General features: G+C 61.5%; 17 protein-coding genes. 13 read left to right on the forward strand and 4 right to left on the reverse strand.

The window, feature by feature from the left end; genetic code table 11:
* Positions 1-75 precede the first annotated feature (75 nt).
* The gene (locus CKO11_RS01950) at positions 76-567 is read left to right on the forward strand and encodes a PaaI family thioesterase (RefSeq protein WP_223632254.1); all 492 of its coding nucleotides are present in this window, start codon (positions 76-78) and stop codon (positions 565-567) included.
* Here CKO11_RS01950 and CKO11_RS01955 read toward each other — a convergent pair.
* Positions 519-1,637, reverse strand: a complete 1,119-nt coding sequence (locus CKO11_RS01955) for a T6SS phospholipase effector Tle1-like catalytic domain-containing protein (RefSeq protein ID WP_263298362.1) — start codon at positions 1,635-1,637, stop codon at positions 519-521. The two genes, CKO11_RS01950 and CKO11_RS01955, sit on opposite strands and share 49 nt — an antisense overlap.
* Positions 1,638-1,753: 116 nt before the next feature.
* Positions 1,754-2,899 carry a type III PLP-dependent enzyme gene (locus CKO11_RS01960; protein WP_223632256.1) on the reverse strand — a complete coding sequence of 382 codons (1,146 nt, stop codon included), beginning with the start codon at positions 2,897-2,899 and terminating at the stop codon, positions 1,754-1,756.
* Positions 2,900-3,130: 231 nt separating this feature from the next.
* On the opposite strand from CKO11_RS01960, the gene CKO11_RS01965 reads away from it, so the two are divergent.
* From CKO11_RS01965 to CKO11_RS01975, 3 genes are all read left to right on the forward strand, one after another.
* Entirely contained in the window at positions 3,131-3,562 is a 432-nt protein-coding gene (locus tag CKO11_RS01965; protein WP_223632257.1) for an Lrp/AsnC family transcriptional regulator, read from the forward strand.
* 69 nt (positions 3,563-3,631) lie between these two features.
* Positions 3,632-4,411 (forward strand): VOC family protein, encoded by a 780-nt coding sequence (locus tag CKO11_RS01970; RefSeq protein WP_223632259.1) that lies wholly within the window; start codon positions 3,632-3,634, stop codon positions 4,409-4,411.
* A 90-nt stretch (positions 4,412-4,501) separates the two neighbouring features.
* Positions 4,502-7,378 (forward strand): valine--tRNA ligase, encoded by a 2,877-nt coding sequence (locus tag CKO11_RS01975; RefSeq protein ID WP_223632260.1) that lies wholly within the window; start codon positions 4,502-4,504, stop codon positions 7,376-7,378.
* Positions 7,379-7,494: 116 nt separating this feature from the next.
* On the opposite strand, the gene CKO11_RS01980 is transcribed toward CKO11_RS01975, so the two are convergent.
* Together CKO11_RS01980 and CKO11_RS01985 are read right to left on the reverse strand one after the other, a co-directional pair.
* A complete protein-coding gene (locus tag CKO11_RS01980; protein WP_223632261.1) occupies positions 7,495-8,919 on the reverse strand; it encodes a UbiA family prenyltransferase in 1,425 nt (474 codons plus the stop codon).
* Between the two features lie 2 nt (positions 8,920-8,921).
* Entirely contained in the window at positions 8,922-9,818 is an 897-nt protein-coding gene (locus tag CKO11_RS01985) for a lytic transglycosylase domain-containing protein (protein WP_223632262.1), read from the reverse strand.
* 347 nt (positions 9,819-10,165) lie between these two features.
* Here CKO11_RS01985 and CKO11_RS01990 point away from each other — a divergent pair, with 347 nt between their 5' ends.
* The 9 genes from CKO11_RS01990 (at position 10,166) to CKO11_RS02030 (ending at position 17,945) form a co-directional block, all read left to right on the forward strand.
* A complete protein-coding gene (locus CKO11_RS01990; RefSeq protein ID WP_223632263.1) occupies positions 10,166-10,360 on the forward strand; it encodes a hypothetical protein in 195 nt (64 codons plus the stop codon).
* 225 nt (positions 10,361-10,585) lie between these two features.
* Positions 10,586-10,780 (forward strand): hypothetical protein, encoded by a 195-nt coding sequence (locus CKO11_RS01995; RefSeq protein ID WP_223632263.1) that lies wholly within the window; start codon positions 10,586-10,588, stop codon positions 10,778-10,780.
* Between the two features lie 239 nt (positions 10,781-11,019).
* Positions 11,020-11,214 carry a hypothetical protein gene (locus CKO11_RS02000; protein ID WP_223632263.1) on the forward strand — a complete coding sequence of 65 codons (195 nt, stop codon included), beginning with the start codon at positions 11,020-11,022 and terminating at the stop codon, positions 11,212-11,214.
* Positions 11,215-11,410: 196 nt separating this feature from the next.
* On the forward strand, positions 11,411-11,608 hold the full coding sequence (locus tag CKO11_RS02005) for a hypothetical protein (protein ID WP_223632354.1): 198 nt from the start codon (positions 11,411-11,413) through the stop codon (positions 11,606-11,608).
* Between the two features lie 135 nt (positions 11,609-11,743).
* A complete protein-coding gene (gene cpaB / locus CKO11_RS02010) occupies positions 11,744-12,613 on the forward strand; it encodes a Flp pilus assembly protein CpaB (RefSeq protein WP_223632265.1) in 870 nt (289 codons plus the stop codon).
* A 214-nt stretch (positions 12,614-12,827) separates the two neighbouring features.
* Positions 12,828-14,249 carry a type II and III secretion system protein family protein gene (locus CKO11_RS02015; protein ID WP_411741979.1) on the forward strand — a complete coding sequence of 474 codons (1,422 nt, stop codon included), beginning with the start codon at positions 12,828-12,830 and terminating at the stop codon, positions 14,247-14,249.
* 4 nt (positions 14,250-14,253) lie between these two features.
* Positions 14,254-14,919 carry an OmpA family protein gene (locus tag CKO11_RS02020; RefSeq protein ID WP_223632269.1) on the forward strand — a complete coding sequence of 222 codons (666 nt, stop codon included), beginning with the start codon at positions 14,254-14,256 and terminating at the stop codon, positions 14,917-14,919.
* 268 nt (positions 14,920-15,187) lie between these two features.
* The gene (locus CKO11_RS02025) at positions 15,188-16,453 is read left to right on the forward strand and encodes a CpaE family protein (protein WP_223632271.1); all 1,266 of its coding nucleotides are present in this window, start codon (positions 15,188-15,190) and stop codon (positions 16,451-16,453) included.
* Positions 16,454-16,475: 22 nt separating this feature from the next.
* A complete protein-coding gene (locus CKO11_RS02030; RefSeq protein WP_223632273.1) occupies positions 16,476-17,945 on the forward strand; it encodes a CpaF family protein in 1,470 nt (489 codons plus the stop codon).
* Positions 17,946-17,953: the final 8 nt, after the last annotated feature.

The following is a 17,953-nucleotide window of genomic DNA, read 5'->3' on the forward strand; positions in this document are numbered from 1 at the left end:
GAACTTTCAAAGGGGGCTTCGGCCCCCTTTTTTGTGGCTCCGCTCCGCGTCAGGCTGGCACCAAGGGAGGCCGCCATGACGCATCAGACATTCGCCAAGACCGCCGCAGACTTTTTGCCCTTGTCCGAAGTGGGGCAGATGTCCGGGCTCGATTACATGCGCAAGATGATGGCGGGGGAAGTGCCCACCACAACCTTCGCGCGTGGCTGCAATTACTGGATCAGCAAGGTTGAACCGGGTCTGGTCGAATTAACCGCCACGCCGCACCACGAGCACACGAATTCCTTTGGGGGTGTGCACGGCGGTTGGTATGGGGTTTTGCTGGATACCTGCCTGACCTGCGCCGTGATCACCGGTTTGCAGCCCGGTCAGGTGCAAACGACATTGGAGTTCAAGGTGAACATGCTGCGCGCGATCCCCTTGGATACCGAGGTGGTTGCCGTTGGGCGGCTTGACCATATCGGGCGGTCTACCGGTGTGGCGCGGGGCGAAATTCGCGGCGCAAAGAATGGCAAGACTTATGCCCTTGGCACGGCCACCTGTCTGGTCATGGCAGCCCCCGGCTGAGCGGGTTTTCGCAGGGGCGCCGGGCGGATTTTCAGCCACCACGCGCGGCCCCCGATCAAAGCCGTTTCATGCAGCCGTTCCGAGGTGCAGCGGTGCACCACGCGCGGGCTGCGCAAAAGCGAGGTCTTGCCCCAACCTGTCCAGCTTCCGGTGGAGGGCGCGGTGGGATCGCAGGGAAAATCGGCACGCCAGTTGAAGGGAAGCTCCAGCCCAAGGCTTTCGGCCCGTCCCAGCATCCACACCAGCGGAATATTGGCCAAGGGGCGCGCTTGCTCTTGCCCGGACAATTGCCCGCCAATGTCGCCATGGCTGCCACGAAACCAGACCTGTTCGATCCGATGTGCGCCGGTTTGGGCCCGGTTCCATAAAAGCGGGCTCAACACCTGCCGCGTTTCATGCAGCGCGAGTGCTTGGAACCCGTGCCGGACCGAAGCGCCAAGATCGTGGTCGTGAAAATCGACCCGCGCCGCGCTTTGGGCGGTGCGGAAGGGAAAGCGCGGCCCCAATGCCGCGACAGTATCAAACACCCCCACCATTTCGATTGGGGTGCGGGCGTGGCACTGTTGGGTGCGAAAGTTGTCGGTCGCAGTGCCGCGTTCATAATACCGCCACGCCTGCAATACGTTGCGCTCGGTCGCGGTGGCGGCGCGCAGCAGCCCAACCCGGTCGATCAATCCGGCCAGCGAGCGCACGGCAAAGGCCCCGCGCGAATAGCCCAGCAAAAAAATCCGATCACCGGGCCGATAGCGCATGGCCAGCCAGCCATAGGCCCGCATGATCTGCGTTTCCACCCCCCAGCCGAGCCAGATATCCTTGAGGTCGCGCCATTCGCGATATTGCAGCCCCTTGCCGTAATAGACCGAAGCACGCGGCAGGGTGCGGCGCAGGTAAAGAAATAGCAGCCCGATCGAGGTGCGTCGCGCCGGGTTGAGCGACCCCATCGTGCCATCAAGCAGCACCACATGGTCAACGGGTCCCCGCGCTGGGCGTCGGGGGCTGGCAGTCGGCGCGCACGCGGCAAAGTCTTCATGCCGCGTGCGTCCGACAAGGCGTTGGAACAGGGCAAACATCGCACAACTCGCAAAAGGAAACGGCCTCGCCTCTTTTCAGCTTAGGGCAAGGCCGTTAACTCTCAATTACGAGCGCGACAAATTGGCGCAGCTTGTGCGAGATTGTTGCTTTTTCGTCAGCCGTGCAACGAGAGCGCGGTCACGATTTCCATCTGGCCAAAGCCGTTGAACCGGGTGTTGGTGGCCGAGGAATAGGCGCCCATGCCGTGGAACACGAGGAAATCCCCCTCTTCCAGCGTCACCGGCAGCGGCAATTCGCCGGGCAGACGGTCGACCGAGTCGCAGGTCGGGCCAAAAACGATCCGCTCCACCGTGTCGCCCGAACGGGCATAGCCCAGCGGCGAATAGACCTCGACCCGCTCGATATTGCCCACCAGCGGCAGCTCGGCCAGCCCGCCATAAACCCCGTCATTGAGGAACACATGCGTGTCGTCGCGCAGCGCCTTGATGCGGGTGATGTGGGTGAAGGCATCGCCCACCAGCCCGCGGCCCGGTTCGCACACCAGCGCCGGACGTGCATCACCAAAGGCTTCGCCCGCCACACGGTCGATCAGCGCGAAAATATCTTCCAGCTTCGGCGCCGGACCCGGGGTGCGGTGGTTCGGGAAGCCGCCACCCACGTTCAGACGACGCGCTTGCACGCCCGCCTTGTGGCAGATCTCGGCAGCGGTGCGGATATAGGCATCCCACGCCATCGGATCGGTGCATTGCGTGCCCGGATGGAAGGTGAGCGACGGAATGAAACCCGCTTCTGCGGCCCGCGCCAGCAGGTCCGCCGCCAATTCCGCCGTGGCACCGAATTTCGCGCCAAAGTTATAGGCCGCGCCCTGCACCGGCAGTTTGAAGCGCACCGAGATTTCGCAGCCTTCGGTCGGCACCATCTCGATCAGCTTTTCCAACTCCGAGCGCGAATCGACCGACCAGGTTTTCACCTCGGCACGGACCGCATGGGCGATCTCGTCCCGGCCCCGCACCGGGTTGTGGTAATGCAGTGCGGCCCCCGGCGCGATCCGGCGGATCATGTCGATCTCGGCGGGCGAGGCAACATCGAAGCCGCGAATGCCCGCTGCCACGAGGTTCTCGATCACCATCTCATCGGGGTTCGATTTCACCGCATAGGTGACCAACCCCGGAAAACCACGCAGGAACCGATGCGCGGTCGACTGCAAGATTTCCGGAGAGAAAACCAGCACCGGATGATCGGGCTGTTTCGTGCGGATGATTTCGGACGGGTTCGCCCAAATAGTCTTGGAAAGTCCCATCGGCTTCTCCTCGCCAATAGAACGCAGCCACCTCTTGCCCCGGCTATACGGGTGGGGAGACGCTTACGACGCGTTTCGACCATACCCAGGCCAGGTGCGTATGAGCCGCCCTTTCACCTGTCTTCCTATGTTGCGCGATATGATGCACATTTTCACCGATCAAAATAGTAGAATTGCCGCGTATCGTCGTTATAATGACGAAAAATCCGGTCAATATGCTGGTGTTGCAAAATGGACGATCTCGACAAGGCGATTCTGGGGCTTCTGTCCGGCGATGCGCGGATTTCCGTGGCCACATTGGCGCGCAAGCTGCGGGTTGCACGCTCCACGATTCAGGCCCGGATTGAACGGCTGGAGGTCACCGGGGTGATCGCGGGCTACACCGTCAAGCTGGGCGAGGCGGCCCGTGCGGGTCGGTTGCGCGCCACGGTTTTGCTGATGATCGAGCCGCGCGCCCAAGCCGCGATCCTTAGCCGTTTGCGCGCGATTCCCGAGGTGGAGCGGATTTCCACCACCTCGGGGCGGATCGATCTGTTGCTGCAGGTCGCTTCCAACTCTACCACGCAGCTTGACGGGGTGCTGGACCAGATCGGGGAAATGCAGGGGGTGAAGAACTCCGAAAGCCTGATCCATCTGAGCACAAAGCTCGACCGCGCAGTTTAGGCGCAAAGCTGTCGCAAAGCCGTGGGGCGAATCGTGCTAGCCTGATCGTCTGTTTTGCAGGAGCGATAAATGCCTTTTCACGGTCTGCCTTGCTGGTTTGAACTTTCGGTTGCCGATCTGGAGGCTGCGCAACGCTTTTATGGCCCGCTGATCGGTTGGGCGTGGTCCCGCGCCGAGATGGAGGGGCTCGATTACCGCCTCGCCTGCCGGGGCGCGGATATGGTCGCCGGGGGCTTTCCGCTTGATGCCTGCCCGCCCGGCACGCCGCCAAACTGGATGATCTATATTTCGGTCGAGGATTGCGACGCGACCGCACAGCTTTGCACCGCCTTGGGCGGCAAGGTCTGGAAAGAGCCAGCCGATATTCCCGGCACCGGACGCTTTGCGATTTTGGGCGATCCGCAAGGCGCGGTGATCGGGATCATGCAACTGGAGCCGATGGACCCGCCAAGCCCCGGTGGCGCATGGAACCAGCAGGCACCGGGCTATGGCACATGGCTAAGCCTGACAACGCCCGACCCGCTTGCCGGGCTCGAATTCTACCGCAAGCTTTTTGGCTGGCGGCGTAACGGCCAATTTCCGACCGGGCGCGCGGGCACCTATTTCACCTTTGCGCATGAGGGCAGCCGCATCGGCGGCGCGCTTGGGATGGCTGCGGTTCCTTGTGGAACTCCGCCGCATTGGCTGCCGTATTTCAGCGTGCCAAGCCTTCGTGCTGCCCTTGGCCAAGCCAGCACCACCGGCGGCACGGTTTTGCAAGGCCCCGTCGAAGTGCCGGGCGCTGCCTTCATCGCCACGCTGCAAGATCCGCAAGGCGCGCATTTCGCGCTGGTCGCCCGCAATCGGTAAAGCACCTAATCCTTGGGGCAAACCGTCTCGGAGGCTTTTCCTTAGAAGGTGCGCGCGCTAAAGAGCGTCAAGCCCTGAAAGGACAGACCGATGACGATGGAAAAGACCTTTGACGCGCGCGCCGCCGAGCCGCGGCTTTATGCGAAATGGGAAGAGGCGGGCGCTTTCAAAGCGGGCGCCAATGCCTCGCGCCCGGAAACCTTCTGCATCATGATCCCGCCGCCGAACGTAACGGGGGCGCTTCATGTCGGTCACGCCTTCAACAACACGGTGCAAGACATCCTGATCCGCTGGCACCGGATGCGCGGTTTCGATACGCTGTGGCAGCCGGGCCAAGACCATGCGGGCATTGCCACCCAGTTGATGGTGGAAAAGGAACTGGCCAAAACCCAGCAGCCAAGCCGTGCCGAACTGGGCCGCGAGGCGTTCTTGGAAAAGGTCTGGGAATGGAAGGGGCAATACGGCTCTACCATCATCAACCAGCTTAAGCGGCTGGGGTCGTCGTGTGACTGGTCGCGCAACGCTTTCACCATGTCGGGCGCCGAAAACGCCCCGGCGGGCGAGGAAGGCAACTTCCACGATGCGGTGATCAAGGTCTTTGTCGATATGTATAACAAGGGCCTGATCTACCGCGGCAAGCGGCTGGTGAACTGGGACCCCCATTTTGAAACCGCGATTTCCGATCTTGAGGTCGAGAATATCGAAGTTGCGGGCCATATGTGGCACTTCAAATACCCGCTCGCAAATGGCGCGACCTATGAATATGTCGAAAAGGACGAAGACGGGAATGTGACCCTGCGCGAGACGCGGGACTATATTTCCATTGCCACGACGCGGCCTGAAACCATGCTGGGCGATGGCGCGGTGGCGGTGCATCCGTCCGATGAACGCTATGCACCGATTGTCGGCATGCTGTGCGAAATTCCGGTCGGCCCGAAGGAACACCGCCGCCTGATCCCGATCATCACCGATGAATACCCCGATCCGACCTTTGGCTCGGGCGCGGTGAAAATCACCGGCGCGCATGATTTCAACGACTATCAGGTCGCCAAACGCGCGGGCCTGCCGATGTATCGGCTGATGGATACCAAGGGCGCGATGCGCGCCGATGGGGCAAGCTATGAAGATTGCGCCAAGCGCGCGATGGAAATCTCGAAAGGGGCGACGTTCACCGAGGCCGAGATTGATACGCTCAACCTGATCCCCGAGGAACTGCGCGGGCTGGATCGGTTCGAGGCGCGCAAGCGCGTGGTCGAACAGATAAACGCCGAAGGTCTGGCGGTGATGACCAAAGCCACGGTCAAGGATGACGAAGGCAATGAGGTCGAGACGCTGGTTCCCTATGTCGAGAACAAGCCGATCATGCAGCCCTTCGGGGACCGCTCCAAGGTGGTGATCGAGCCGATGCTGACCGACCAATGGTATGTCGATGCCGAAAAGGTCGTGGGCCCGGCGCTGGATGCCGTGCGCAACGGCACCACCAAAATCATGCCCGAGGCGGGCGAGAAGACCTATTACCACTGGCTTGAGAACATCGAGCCCTGGTGCATCTCGCGGCAGCTTTGGTGGGGGCACCAAATCCCGGTGTGGTATGACGAAGAGGGCAACCACTATTGTGCGCCGTCTGAGGCCGAAGCGCAGGCGATGGCCCCCGGCAAGGTGCTGACCCGCGACCCCGACGTGCTCGACACTTGGTTCTCGTCGGGGCTCTGGCCGATCGGCACGCTCGGCTGGCCGGAAGACACGCCGGAAATGGCGAAATACTTCCCGACCGATGTGCTGGTCACGGGCTTTGACATCCTGTTCTTCTGGGTCGCGCGGATGATGATGATGCAGCTTGCGGTGACGGGGGAAATCCCGTTCCACACCGTTTACCTGCACCAGCTTGTCCGTGACGAGAAGGGCAAGAAAATGTCGAAAACGGCGGGCAATGTGATCGACCCGCTCGAAATTATTGATGAATACGGCGCCGATGCGTTGCGCTTCACCAATGCCTCGATGGCCGCCATCGGGGGCGTGCTGAAATTGTCGAAAGACCGTATCGCGGGCTATCGCAACTTTGGCACCAAGCTGTGGAACGCGACCCGCTTTGCGGAAATGAATGGCGTGTTTGAAGGCCCGGCGGTGGCCGGTGTGCCCCAGCCCAGCCATACGGTGAACAAATGGATCATCGGCGAAACCGCGAAAGTGCGCGAAACCGTCGATGCCGCCTTTGAAAGCTATCGCTTCAACGATGCGGCAAACGCGCTTTACGGCTTTGTCTGGGGCAAGGTCTGCGACTGGTATGTGGAATTTGCCAAGCCGCTGTTTGACACAGACGAGGCCGAGGAAACCCGCGCCACCATGCGCTGGGTGCTCGATCAGTGCTATATCTTGCTGCACCCGATCATGCCCTTCATCACCGAAGAGCTGTGGGGCCTGACCGGCGAGCGGGCAAAAATGCTCGTCCACGCAGATTGGCCGAGCTATGGCGCGGAACTGGTCGATGAGGCCGCCGACCGGGAGATGAACTGGGTCATCGGCCTGATCGAAGAAATCCGGTCTTCGCGCGCACAACTGGGTGTGCCGGTGGCGATGAAACTGCCGATGACTTTGGCCGAGGCCGATATGGCCGCGCGCGAAGCACTGGAACGCAACGAGGCGCTGGTGCTGCGCCTTGCGCGGCTTGAAAGCATCACCGAGGGCGTGGTGGCGAAAGGCTCGATCTCGATCCCGGCACCGGGGGCTTTGTTTGGCCTGCCGCTCGAAGGCGTGATTGATGTGGCGGCGGAAAAGGCGCGGCTGCAAAAATCGCTCGCCAATGTGGAAAAAGAGGCCGCGGGGCTGAAAGGCCGTTTTGCGAACCCGAAATTCTTGGCCAATGCGGCGGAAGAGGTGATCGAGGAAGCCCGCGCCAATCTGGCTGCGCGCGAGGAAGAGGCGGCCAAGATCAACGCCGCCATCGCCCGGCTGGATGAACTTGGCTAAAGGGGAGGGGGGCGCTGCCCCCCTTTTGCCTGCGGCAATTCACCCCCCGGGATATTGAGACAAAGTCGAAGGGGCGCGTTTCCAGTTTGAGGGAGGCGCGCCCTTTTCATGGCGGTCTACACGCCGAACCATTCGGCCCAAAGGCCCGCTGCCCAGAACATCAGGCTCAGCGTGATCATCAATATGCCCAATCCGAATTTATCTTTCAGCGCGAAGACGATCGGGTCGTAATCTTGTTTGCCAAACCAGCCAAGCGCCACCATGCGGATCAGCCACCAGCCCATCGGTAGCATGGCGACCCACATCAGCCATGTATCGGGATAGAGCATCTGCCCTTGGTCTGAGATCGAATAGAGGAAAAAGATCAAGAGCGCGCCAAAGACGCCCAGCCCCGCCACATTCAGCAAATCGCCCCGGTCGGGCCGCCCATAGCCACGCCCGGGCAGGCGTTCGTCATTCTTGGCCAAGGTGAGTTCCGTCAGCCGCTTCACACAGCCCAAGGCGATGAAAACCGGGAAGATGAAGATCAGCATATAGACCGAGACATCCACTTGCCCTGCCGCCGCGCCCGCCACCACGCGGATCGTGTAAAGGCTGGCCAGCGTCGCAATGTCGACCCAGCGCATGCGCTTGAGCTTGAGCGAATAGGCAAGCGAGGTCAGCATATAAAGCGCTACGATGCCCAAGAAGGCCATGTTCAACACGGCGGCAATACCCTGCGCGCCAAGGGTAAGCCCGACACAGGCCAGCATCCCCACCTTGATCGGCACGGCCCCGCTGGCAAAGGGGCGGCGGCATTTGGTGGGGTGCAGCCGGTCGGCCTCTAGGTCGAGAAGATCGTTGACGATGTAGATCGACGAAGCCGCAAAGGAAAAGGCCAAAATCCCGAAGAGAATCGGCACCAAAATCGCCCATTCGAACTGATGCGCGGCAATCAGCGGGAGCAAAAGCAGCACGTTTTTGACCCATTGATGCGGGCGGATCGCTTTCCAAAGCGCCTTGGGGGCCCAGCCGCCGGGCAGCGTTTGCACGGGCACGGAAAGGCTTTGTGTCTCGGCCACCTTGCCCACGACGATGGCCGTGTCTGCATGGGACCAAACGGCCATATCGGCCGCCTCGTTGCCTGCATAGGCAAAGCCCTTTTCGCCAAAGGCATCGACCAGCGCGCCCGCCTTGGCCGCGCCTTTCAGGTTTACGCGGCCTTCGGTGGCAAAGACACGCTCCGACAGCCCGTGCTGCGCCGCCAAGGGGGCGACCAAGCTTTGGTGCGAGGCGGAGGCCAAGCAAACCTCGCGTCCCTCGGCCTGTGCGGCCTTCGCAATGTTTTGCACGGTGGGGTTGACGGGCATCAGATCGGTGCGCAGGGGCACGGCGGCGGCCAGCTCCGCCTTTAGCCGGGCCGGATTGGCAAGGTTCGTCGCGGCAATGCGCAACGTCGTCAAGGGCGCGCGCCCCAGCCCGGCCCAGAATCCTTCGTACAGAAGATCGGTGTTCAAGAAGGTCCCATCGACATCCAGCACCAGCGGTTTCTTGTCCGTCATCTTTATCCCTTTACCGCGAAAACGCAGCCATCGGTGACCAGCTCGGGCGGGCTCAGGCAGAGCCCGCGCGCCACCTGCCACGCGGCCAGCACTTTGGGCACGTAATCGCGGGTCTCGGCATAGGGTGGCACGCCCCCCGCGCCTTTGACCGCGTTTTCGCCCGAATTATAGGCCGCGATCACCATCAGCGGGTCGCGGTCGAATTCCTTCATCAACCAGTTCAAATAGGCGACGCCGCCCTTGATGTTTTGCGCCGGGTCGGTGCTGTCGGCGACCGAAAAGCGATCCGCCGTGGCGGGGATAAGCTGCATGAGCCCGATCGCCCCGGAATGAGAGATCGCATCGGCGCGCCCGCCCGATTCCGTGGAGATCACCGCCAGCACCAATGCGGGGGAGACCTCGGTGCCAATCGTCGCGGCCAGAATCTCTCGCCCATGGGTTAGCGCGATGCCGCGCAGATGCTCCAACCGGGGGGCGCCGACGTGCTTGCCGCCCGGCCCCATCGACAGCGCGGCCAGCGCCTTCGCAAATCGGCCCGCGCGGGCGCCGATTTCGGGGGAGACCTGATCCCAATACCACGCATAGCGCGCCGCGGCGCCATCCTTAGCCCGACCGCCGCCAGAGGGTAAAGCGGCGGTGCCGCCTGTGCTGGGGTCTGGAGGCGGCGTGGCCGTGAGCGGCTTGAACGGGCGCGCGGCCTGTGCGGCCAATTCGCGGCGCTGTTCTTCAGGGTCAATCTGGATCGTCAAAAAGCGCGTTTGCCCCTTTTTCGGCGGCAACACCCGCTTTGGCGTGAAATGATGCACTGTCGGCCCGGCCTCGGACAGGGCCGGGGCAGGGGGAAGCGTCACCGCGAGGGCCACGCAAGCCGCGAGACTGATGGACCATTGCGGGCGCATCTGGCTCTCTTTTTCGTCTGTGTGGTTTCTGCTCGTCGGGTCTTTGCCCGTTTTCCCTGTTATCGGGGAAAATGGGCCCGATGCCAAAGAAAAACGCGCATGCTGTGCCCTGACAGCGGAAAAAGACCCCGACCTGTTGCGGCGATGCGCGCCAGATCTGGCGAATTGGGAAATCTTTTCAAAGGCCAGTGCGCATCCGGCACGCGGTTAACAATTCCTGATTTTTCCGCCTTCGCGCCCCAATCGCGCCACGTTTGACCCGGAAAACAAGGGCATCCCGCGCGGCACAAGGCCAAGGTCAGAGGTGGCAGCAGTGCGGAGCAACCAGACCCTAAGGAGAGACCCTGATGAAATTCTTTAAACTCGCCCGCAAGATCCGCACCGAAGAAGACGGCGCTGTGACCGTTGACTGGGTCGTGCTGACCGCCGCCGTTGTGGGCCTTGGCGCCGCCGCGCTGACGCTGGTGCGCACGCAAACCGGTACGCTGTCCTCGGCCATCGGCAGCTACCTCTCGACCGCTTCGGTCAAGACCTCGTTCTAAGTCGGCCTCAAAGGCTGGTTGCAAGGGCCGCCCCTCCGGGGGCGGCCCTTCGCGTTTGCGCGGTCATTTAGGTGTTTTGGCTTTTCCCCTGCCGCGAAGAAATACCGAAGCTGCCCAATTCGCGTCACGATTGCCCGGCACACATGCTTCATACCGCGATGCAGGGCCGCAAGGGTGCCCATGTGGCACCGCGGCCAACCCGAGCCAAAGATCAGGAGATATCCGATGAAATTCTTCAAACTCGCCCGCAAGATCCGCACCGAAGAAGATGGCGCCGTGACCGTTGACTGGGTCGTGCTGACCGCCGCCGTTGTGGGCCTTGGCGCGGCTGCGCTGACGCTGGTGCGCACGCAAACCGGCACGCTGTCCTCGGCCATCGGCAGCTACCTTTCGACCGCCTCGGTCAAGACCTCGTTCTAAGCTGGCTGCAAAAGCTGGTTGCAAGGGCCGCCCCTTAGGGCGGCCCTTCGCGTTTGGGCTGGGTTTTTGGCCCAATGGGGTCGCCATATCCTTTGCGCGGAACCGCCGCGAAGAAATACCGAAGCCGCCCCATTGGCGTCACGATTGCGGGACAAAAAAAGATCATTCCGCGATGCAGGGCCGAGCAGAGGTGCCCATGCGGCACCGCGGCCAAATGAGAGCCAACCAGGAGATATCCGATGAAATTCTTCAAACTCGCCCGCAAGATCCGCACCGAAGAAGACGGCGCCGTGACCGTTGACTGGGTTGTGCTGACCGCCGCCGTTGTGGGCCTTGGCGCTGCCGCGCTGACGCTGGTGCGCACGCAAACCGGCACGCTGAGCTCGGCCATCGGCAGCTACCTCTCGACCGCTTCGGTCAAGACCAGCTTCTGATCTGCGGGCCGCGCGCCCCAGATTGCAAAGGCCGCCTCAGGGGCGGCCTTTCGCATATATGCTGCTTTCCCCTGTGTGGCAGTGCTTAAGCGCAAAAGGTCAGGTCGTTAAATTTGCCTACAACTGCCCAATTTGCGCCGTGATGCGTGGCCATACCGAAAAAAGCAGCAGTCATCACAAGGACAAAGCCGTGAAAATGATCGTGACGAAGAAAGGCATTTGGCCGCGCCTTTCACGCGAAGACGGGGCCGTGACCGTGGATTGGGTCGTCTTGACGGCTGCGATCGTGGCGCTGGGGATGATCGTGGGCTTGGTGATCTGGAACAATTCGGGGTCTTTGGCGCAATCGGTGGCCTCCTACCTTAGCTCGCAAGAGGTGCAGACCGCGTTCTAAGCCCTTCGAACGTCTCTTGAAGGAATGCGGTGTTGGGGTCGCGCTTAGCCGTCGGCCACGAAATTGCCCGATTTCGAGTCGAGTATCACGTAAAAGGCGGTCGTCTTTCAGGCCGAGAAAGGATCAGGTAACCCGATGCGGATGGTTTTTGCCCTGTTTCTGGCGCTGGGTGTCGCGCTTGGTGGCGTGGCCATCTACATGGCGCAGCAACAGATGGCGCGGTTTCAGGCGGAACGTGATTACCTTGTGGCGGCACAGGCCAATGCCCCGCAACTGGCCGATGTGGTGGTCCTGCGCCGACCTTTGAAATACGGCGAACGTTTCACCATGGAAGATCTTGGCGTGGTCAAGATGCAGGCGGATCGTTTGCCCCAAGGCGTGTTCCATGCCGTCACCGCCCCGCAAGGCACGCCCGAAGCGCAGGTGGCGGCCTTCTTGGAGGGGGAGACCCGGCCGCGTGCCGCACTGCGGTCTTATGAAATGTATGAGCCGATCTTGGCGCAAAAGATCACCGCCCCGGGGGTCGATGCCGGGATCATGGCCAATCTGGCGCCCAATATGCGCGCGTTCACCATCGAGGTGGATGTCTCCTCGGGGGTGTCGGGCTTTTTGCGCCCGGGGGATCGGGTGGATGTCTATTGGTCGGGGTCGGTGAACGAACAGCCGGTGACCAAGCTCATTGACACCAATCTGAAGCTGATCGCGATTGATCAAAGCGCCGATGCCGACCGCACCGAGGAAACGCAGGTTGCGCGCACCGTCACCGCCGAGGTGACCCCGCAACAGGTTGCGGCATTGACGCTGGCGCAATCCACCGGGCGGCTGACGCTGTCGCTTGTGGGGATGCAAAACACCGCCGAGGTCGGCTCGATCGAGATTGATCGCAACCGGCTTTTGGGTATTCAGGTGCAAGAAGCGGTGCAAATCGAAGCGGCGCGGGTGTGCACGATCAAGACCCGCCGCGGCACCGATGTGATCGAGACAGAGATCCCCTGTAAAGACTAGTGGGCCCATCTGCCCAATGCGCCCATGCCCGGGGCGCTGACCCAAGGCCGTGTGGCATGCCCGCACGGCCTTGGCATGAAAACACCCCGCAAGCGGTTGATTCTTGCATAAATTTGCAGTTTCAGGCAGATTGGGCCGAAGTAGGGTGTTCAAAACCCTTTCGACCGGGCGCAAGATCCGGGTGGCAGAACGTGATCGGAGAGGCAGGATCACAATGAAAATGAAGAGTTTTCTTCGGGCTTGCGTGCTGGGCGTCGCGCTCGGTTCGGCGGCTTTTGTGCCGGCGAGCGCAGAGACCCTGCGGGTCGTTTCGGGCACCTCCAGCACCCCGCTGAATGTTCCGATGAACCGCGCGGTGGTTGTGGAAAGTGACCAGCCCTTCTCGGAATTGTCGATTGCGAACCCCGGTATCGCGGATGTCACGACTTTGTCGGATCGCACGATCTATGTGCTGGGCAAATTGCCCGGGCGCACGACGATGACGATCCTTGGGGCGGATGGCACGCTTTTGTCCAATGTCGAGGTGCAGGTCACCCCCGATATCGGCGAGTTTAAGGAACGGCTGCGCCAAATCCTGCCCGGCGAGAATATCGAGGTGCGCACCGCCAATGATGGCATCGTGTTGTCGGGCACGGTCTCTTCGGCGGCCAAACTTGATCGCGCGCTGGATCTGGCGAACCGCTACGCGCCGGAACGTGTGTCCAATCTGATGACGGTGGGCGGCACGCAGCAGGTGATGCTGAAGGTGCGCTTTGCCGAGATGCAGCGCTCGGTGTCGAAGAACCTGTCCTCGTCTTTGGCGATGCGCGGCACTGTGGGGGGCGGTTCTGCGGCGACGGGGCTTGTCTCGGGCACCGGGAATTTCACGCAAAGCTCGGGGGCGGTCACCGGTGTGTTCGATGATGGCACGGTGCCGATTTCGGGCGAATCCGGTGCGGTCAATCTTGGCTTCACCGTTGGCAATATGGAATTCGCGGTCCTGCTTGAAGCGCTCGAAAGCAAGGGCATGGTGCGCACGCTGGCCGAGCCGAACCTGACCGCCTTGTCGGGCCAGCAGGCCAAATTTTTGGCCGGTGGCGAATATCCGATCCCGGTGGTCGACGACAACACCGTGACGATCAAATACAAGCCGTTCGGGGTTGAGATGTCCTTCACGCCCCGCGTGATCGACGGCAAGCTGATCAATCTTGAAATCGCCGCGGCGGTCTCGGCCATCGATACCTCGGTGACGATGACGAATGGCAGTTTCACTGTAAACGCCTTTAAGCGGCGCGAAACCTCGACCACGGTCGAGATGCGTGACGGCGAAAGCTTTGCCATCGCGGGGCTTTTGCAAGACGATTTCAACGATCTCAACAGCCAGATCCCGTGGCTGGGCGATGTGCCGGTGCTGGGGGCGTTGTTCCGTTCGACGGAATTCGAGCGGCGTCAATCCGAACTGGTCATCATCGTCACCCCGCATCTGGTCACGCCGACGCGCGGCGAGGCGCTGGCCTTGCCGACCGACCGGGTGCGCCTGCCCACGGAATCTGAGCTGTTTTTGCTGGGCAAGACCTCTGCCAAGCCGGTGTCCGGTGCCGCCGGCGAGGTGGCCCGGCAGGATTTCTCCGGCTCCTATGGCTATGTGATGGAGTGAACCAATGCAGCTTGGGGGCCAATTCATGCGCTATGGGGTGATGGTTGCGGCAGCGCTGGCGCTGGCGGCGTGCAGCGGTGACAAGTTCCGTTCGGAAGTGGGCGGCGAATATGACTCGGGCGGCTTTGGCAATGCCACGATGAACAATTCGCTGGCGATGACCGGAAACCGCGAATTCGTGGTGGGGCTAACGCGCAAATTCGCTGCCGATGTGCCCAATACGGTCAATTTCGCCTTCAACTCGGCGGTGCTGGATGGCGCGGCCCAGGCCGCGCTGCGCCAACAGGCGAACTGGATCAAGCAATTCCCAGAGGTGAAGTTCCGTGTCTATGGGCACACCGATCTTGTCGGCTCTGACGCCTATAACAAGTCGTTGGGCATGCGGCGCGCGCGTGCGGTTGTCAACTATCTGATCGGGCAAGGGATTTCGCGCGAACGGCTAGAGGCGGTCGTGTCCTATGGCGAAACGCAGCCGCTTGTGTATACCCCAGAACCCAATGCCCAGAACCGGCGCACGGTGACCGAGGTGACCGGGCTGGTGAAACGCGATCCGCAATATCTTAACGGCAAGTATGCCGAGCTGATCTTCCGCGAATATGTCGACTCGGCCACTGCCATTTCGGTCAACGACATCTCGACGGTCGGCAACGCGAACGGTCAGGGCCAGTAAGCGGCTCCGTCGCGCCAACGGCAACAGCGTTGGTAACCTATTAGCACTTTTTCGCTTAATTCGGGCGGGCCTTGGCGACAAGGTCCGCCTGCTGCGTTGATCGTCTCCGATTACCCCACAATTGGAACAATCCGGCCCAAATGTCGCCCAGATTGGTCGCGACTTTCGATGCAGCAGGGAAAGGCACGTCCGTCGAGTCGTGCCCGCTGCGCAGCCGAGGATTGACCCGCTTCCAACGGCTGTCAGCGTGTAACAAAGGACCGAGGCAATGAGTGCAGCAGCTATTCTCTCTCCGGAACCCGCGCCCATCGTGGCCTGCACGGTTTCGCGGGATGTATCGAATTTTGATCTGCTCATCGAGGATATGGAAACCGAACTGGGCGAAAGTTGGGGCGACCTGACGTTCGAAGACGCGGTGGTATTCCTGAACCAGCCTGACTCGGAAACGCTTGAATTCATTGCCATCGCGGTTGACAGCGATGATGAAGGCGACCTTGGCCGGATTTCCGGCATCATCACCTCGGCCAAGGAAAAGGGGATCCGCGTGATCCTGATCGCCGAGGAGGTCAGCCCGATTGCCCTGCATCAGCTTTTGCGGTTGGGGGCGGATGATTTCGTGCCCTATCCGCTGCCGGAAGGCGCGCTGCACGAGGCGATTGAGCGGCTGGGTCAATCCGATATTGAGACCGATCTGCCGGACGAGCCTGCCGCGCGCCCCTCGGTCAAATCCGCCGGGGGGCGCGATGGCGTTGTCTTGCCGGTGCATGGTTTGTCTGGCGGCGCAGGGGCCACCACCTTTGCCGTCAACCTTGCATGGGAATTGGCCAATCCTGAACAATCGAAAAAGAACCCGGTGACGCCGCCGCGCGTGTGTTTGTTGGATTTCGACTTTCAGTTTGGCTCCGCCTCGACCTACCTTGACCTGCCGCGCCGCGACATCGTCTTTGAGATGTTGCAAGACACCGCGCATATGGATGCCGAAAGCTTCAACCAGGCGCTGCTAAGCTTCAATGACCGGTTGCAGGTGCTGACCGCGCCGCCCGAAATGCTGCCGCTTGATATTGTGGCGGGGGAAGACATTGCCCGCATTGTCGACATGGCGCGCACGCAATTCGATTTCGTCGTGATCGACATGCCCTCGACGGTGGTCAGTTGGACCGAAACCGTGCTGAGCGCGGCGCATCTCTATTTCGCGCTGATTGAACTGGATATGCGCTCGGCGCAAAACACGCTGCGGATGATCCGCGCGCTCAAGGCGGAAAACCTGCCGGCAGAAAAGCTGCGCTATGTGCTGAACCGCGCGCCGAAATTCACCGATCTGAATGGCAAGGCGCGGGTGAAGCGGCTGGCCGAAAGCCTTGATATCTCGCTTGAGGTGCTGCTGAGCGATTGTGGTCGCGTGGTGACGCAGGCCAATGACCATGGCTTGCCGCTGGCGCTTTCGGCAGCCAAGGCGCCGCTGCGCAAGGAAATTCAGAAGCTTGCGCAATCCATCACCGAATTGAACCGCGCCGCCGAGGCCGCGACCGCCTGACGACAGACCCGGAGAGTGTTGCATGTTCTCGCGTTACAAAAAGCCTGCCGCCGGTGCCAAAGGGGCCCGGCCCGTCGCCAATCCGGCAGCGCCAGCCGCCCCGCCGCCGGTTGCGCTGGCGGCTGAAACCGAGGCCCCGGCGAAGCCCGTGGTGCAGCGCCGTGCGATGCCGATGGCGGGCGGGGGCGCGCAGGCGGTCGCTGCCGACAAAGACCGCAAACGCAAAGAGCGGATGAGCGAATTGAAGGTGGAGCTGCACAAGCGGCTTTTGGAAAACCTCAACCTCGCCGCGCTGGAACATGCGTCGGAAAACGAGCTGAAAGCCGAGATCGCGGCGATTTCCGCCGAGGCGATGACGGAAATGTCGGTGGCGCTGAACGGCACCGAACGCGCCAACCTGCATCAGGAACTTTATGATGAGGTGATGGGGCTGGGCCCGCTTGAGCCGCTTTTGAAAGATGACACGGTTTCCGATATTCTGGTCAACGGGCCGAACCAGATCTTTGTCGAACGCTTCGGCAAGCTGCAACTAAGCGATGTCACCTTCAAGGATGAACGCCACCTTTTGCGGATCATCGACAAGATCGTGTCTGCGGTGGGGCGCCGGGTCGATGAATCGAACCCCTATGTCGATGCGCGCTTGGCTGATGGCTCGCGTTTCAACGCGATGGTGCCGCCGATTGCGGTGGATGGCTCGCTCGTTTCGATCCGGAAATTCAAAAAAGACAAGCTCGGTATCGATGATCTTGTGAAGTTTGGGGCCTTTACCGAGGAAATGGCCGCCTATCTACAGGCCGCCGTCGCCACCCGGTTGAATGTGATCGTCTCGGGCGGGACCGGGTCCGGTAAAACCACCACCCTGAATGCGCTTTCAAGCTTCATCGACAACTCGGAACGCATCCTGACGATCGAAGACACCGCCGAATTGCAATTGCAGCAGACACATGTGGGCCGGATGGAAAGCCGTCCGCCCAACGTCGAAGGCAAGGGCGCGGTGACACAGCGCGATTGTTTGCGCAACGCGCTGCGGATGCGCCCCGACCGGATCATTGTTGGCGAGACGCGCGGCGAAGAGGTCATCGACATGTTGCAGGCGATGAACACCGGCCACGACGGGTCCATGACCACGATCCACGCCAACAATGCCCGCGATGGCATCAGCCGTTTGGAAAACATGGTTGCGATGGCGGGGATCGAGATGCCGCTGAAGGCAGTGCGCTCGCAGATCGCCTCGGCGGTCAACCTGATCGTGCAGGCCTCGCGTCTGCAAGATGGCTCGCGGCGCATGGTCTCGATCACCGAACTGACCGGGATGGAAGGCGATGTGATCTCGATGCAAGAGATTTTCCGCTACGAACGGCTGGGCCTTGCGCCCGATGGCAAGATCATCGGGCGTTTCACCGCCACCGGCGTGCGCAGCCACTATTCGGAGCGGTTCCGCCAATGGGGCTATGACCTGCCCGCCTCGATCTACGAACCCGTGCAAGACTGATTGGAGCG

This window comes from Rhodobacter sp. TJ_12, from assembly GCF_020023995.1.
Lineage (GTDB): Bacteria > Pseudomonadota > Alphaproteobacteria > Rhodobacterales > Rhodobacteraceae > Rhodobacter.

What these genes read in the sequence shown, in the direction of transcription:
- CKO11_RS01960 (WP_223632256.1), bottom strand. Translation starts at nt 2,899, where the DNA reads ATGGGACTTTCCAAGACTATTTGGGCGAACCCGTCCGAAATCATCCGC.
- cpaB (WP_223632265.1), top strand. Translation starts at nt 11,744, where the DNA reads ATGCGGATGGTTTTTGCCCTGTTTCTGGCGCTGGGTGTCGCGCTTGGT.
- CKO11_RS02015 (WP_411741979.1), top strand. Translation starts at nt 12,828, where the DNA reads ATGAAAATGAAGAGTTTTCTTCGGGCTTGCGTGCTGGGCGTCGCGCTC.
- CKO11_RS02020 (WP_223632269.1), top strand. Translation starts at nt 14,254, where the DNA reads ATGCAGCTTGGGGGCCAATTCATGCGCTATGGGGTGATGGTTGCGGCA.
- CKO11_RS01995 (WP_223632263.1), top strand. Translation starts at nt 10,586, where the DNA reads ATGAAATTCTTCAAACTCGCCCGCAAGATCCGCACCGAAGAAGATGGC.
- CKO11_RS01950 (WP_223632254.1), top strand. Translation starts at nt 76, where the DNA reads ATGACGCATCAGACATTCGCCAAGACCGCCGCAGACTTTTTGCCCTTG.
- CKO11_RS01990 (WP_223632263.1), top strand. Translation starts at nt 10,166, where the DNA reads ATGAAATTCTTTAAACTCGCCCGCAAGATCCGCACCGAAGAAGACGGC.
- CKO11_RS01970 (WP_223632259.1), top strand. Translation starts at nt 3,632, where the DNA reads ATGCCTTTTCACGGTCTGCCTTGCTGGTTTGAACTTTCGGTTGCCGAT.
- CKO11_RS02025 (WP_223632271.1), top strand. Translation starts at nt 15,188, where the DNA reads ATGAGTGCAGCAGCTATTCTCTCTCCGGAACCCGCGCCCATCGTGGCC.
- CKO11_RS02000 (WP_223632263.1), top strand. Translation starts at nt 11,020, where the DNA reads ATGAAATTCTTCAAACTCGCCCGCAAGATCCGCACCGAAGAAGACGGC.
- CKO11_RS01975 (WP_223632260.1), top strand. Translation starts at nt 4,502, where the DNA reads ATGACGATGGAAAAGACCTTTGACGCGCGCGCCGCCGAGCCGCGGCTT.
- CKO11_RS02005 (WP_223632354.1), top strand. Translation starts at nt 11,411, where the DNA reads ATGATCGTGACGAAGAAAGGCATTTGGCCGCGCCTTTCACGCGAAGAC.
- CKO11_RS01985 (WP_223632262.1), bottom strand. Translation starts at nt 9,818, where the DNA reads ATGCGCCCGCAATGGTCCATCAGTCTCGCGGCTTGCGTGGCCCTCGCG.
- CKO11_RS01980 (WP_223632261.1), bottom strand. Translation starts at nt 8,919, where the DNA reads ATGACGGACAAGAAACCGCTGGTGCTGGATGTCGATGGGACCTTCTTG.
- CKO11_RS01965 (WP_223632257.1), top strand. Translation starts at nt 3,131, where the DNA reads ATGGACGATCTCGACAAGGCGATTCTGGGGCTTCTGTCCGGCGATGCG.
- CKO11_RS02030 (WP_223632273.1), top strand. Translation starts at nt 16,476, where the DNA reads ATGTTCTCGCGTTACAAAAAGCCTGCCGCCGGTGCCAAAGGGGCCCGG.
- CKO11_RS01955 (WP_263298362.1), bottom strand. Translation starts at nt 1,637, where the DNA reads ATGTTTGCCCTGTTCCAACGCCTTGTCGGACGCACGCGGCATGAAGAC.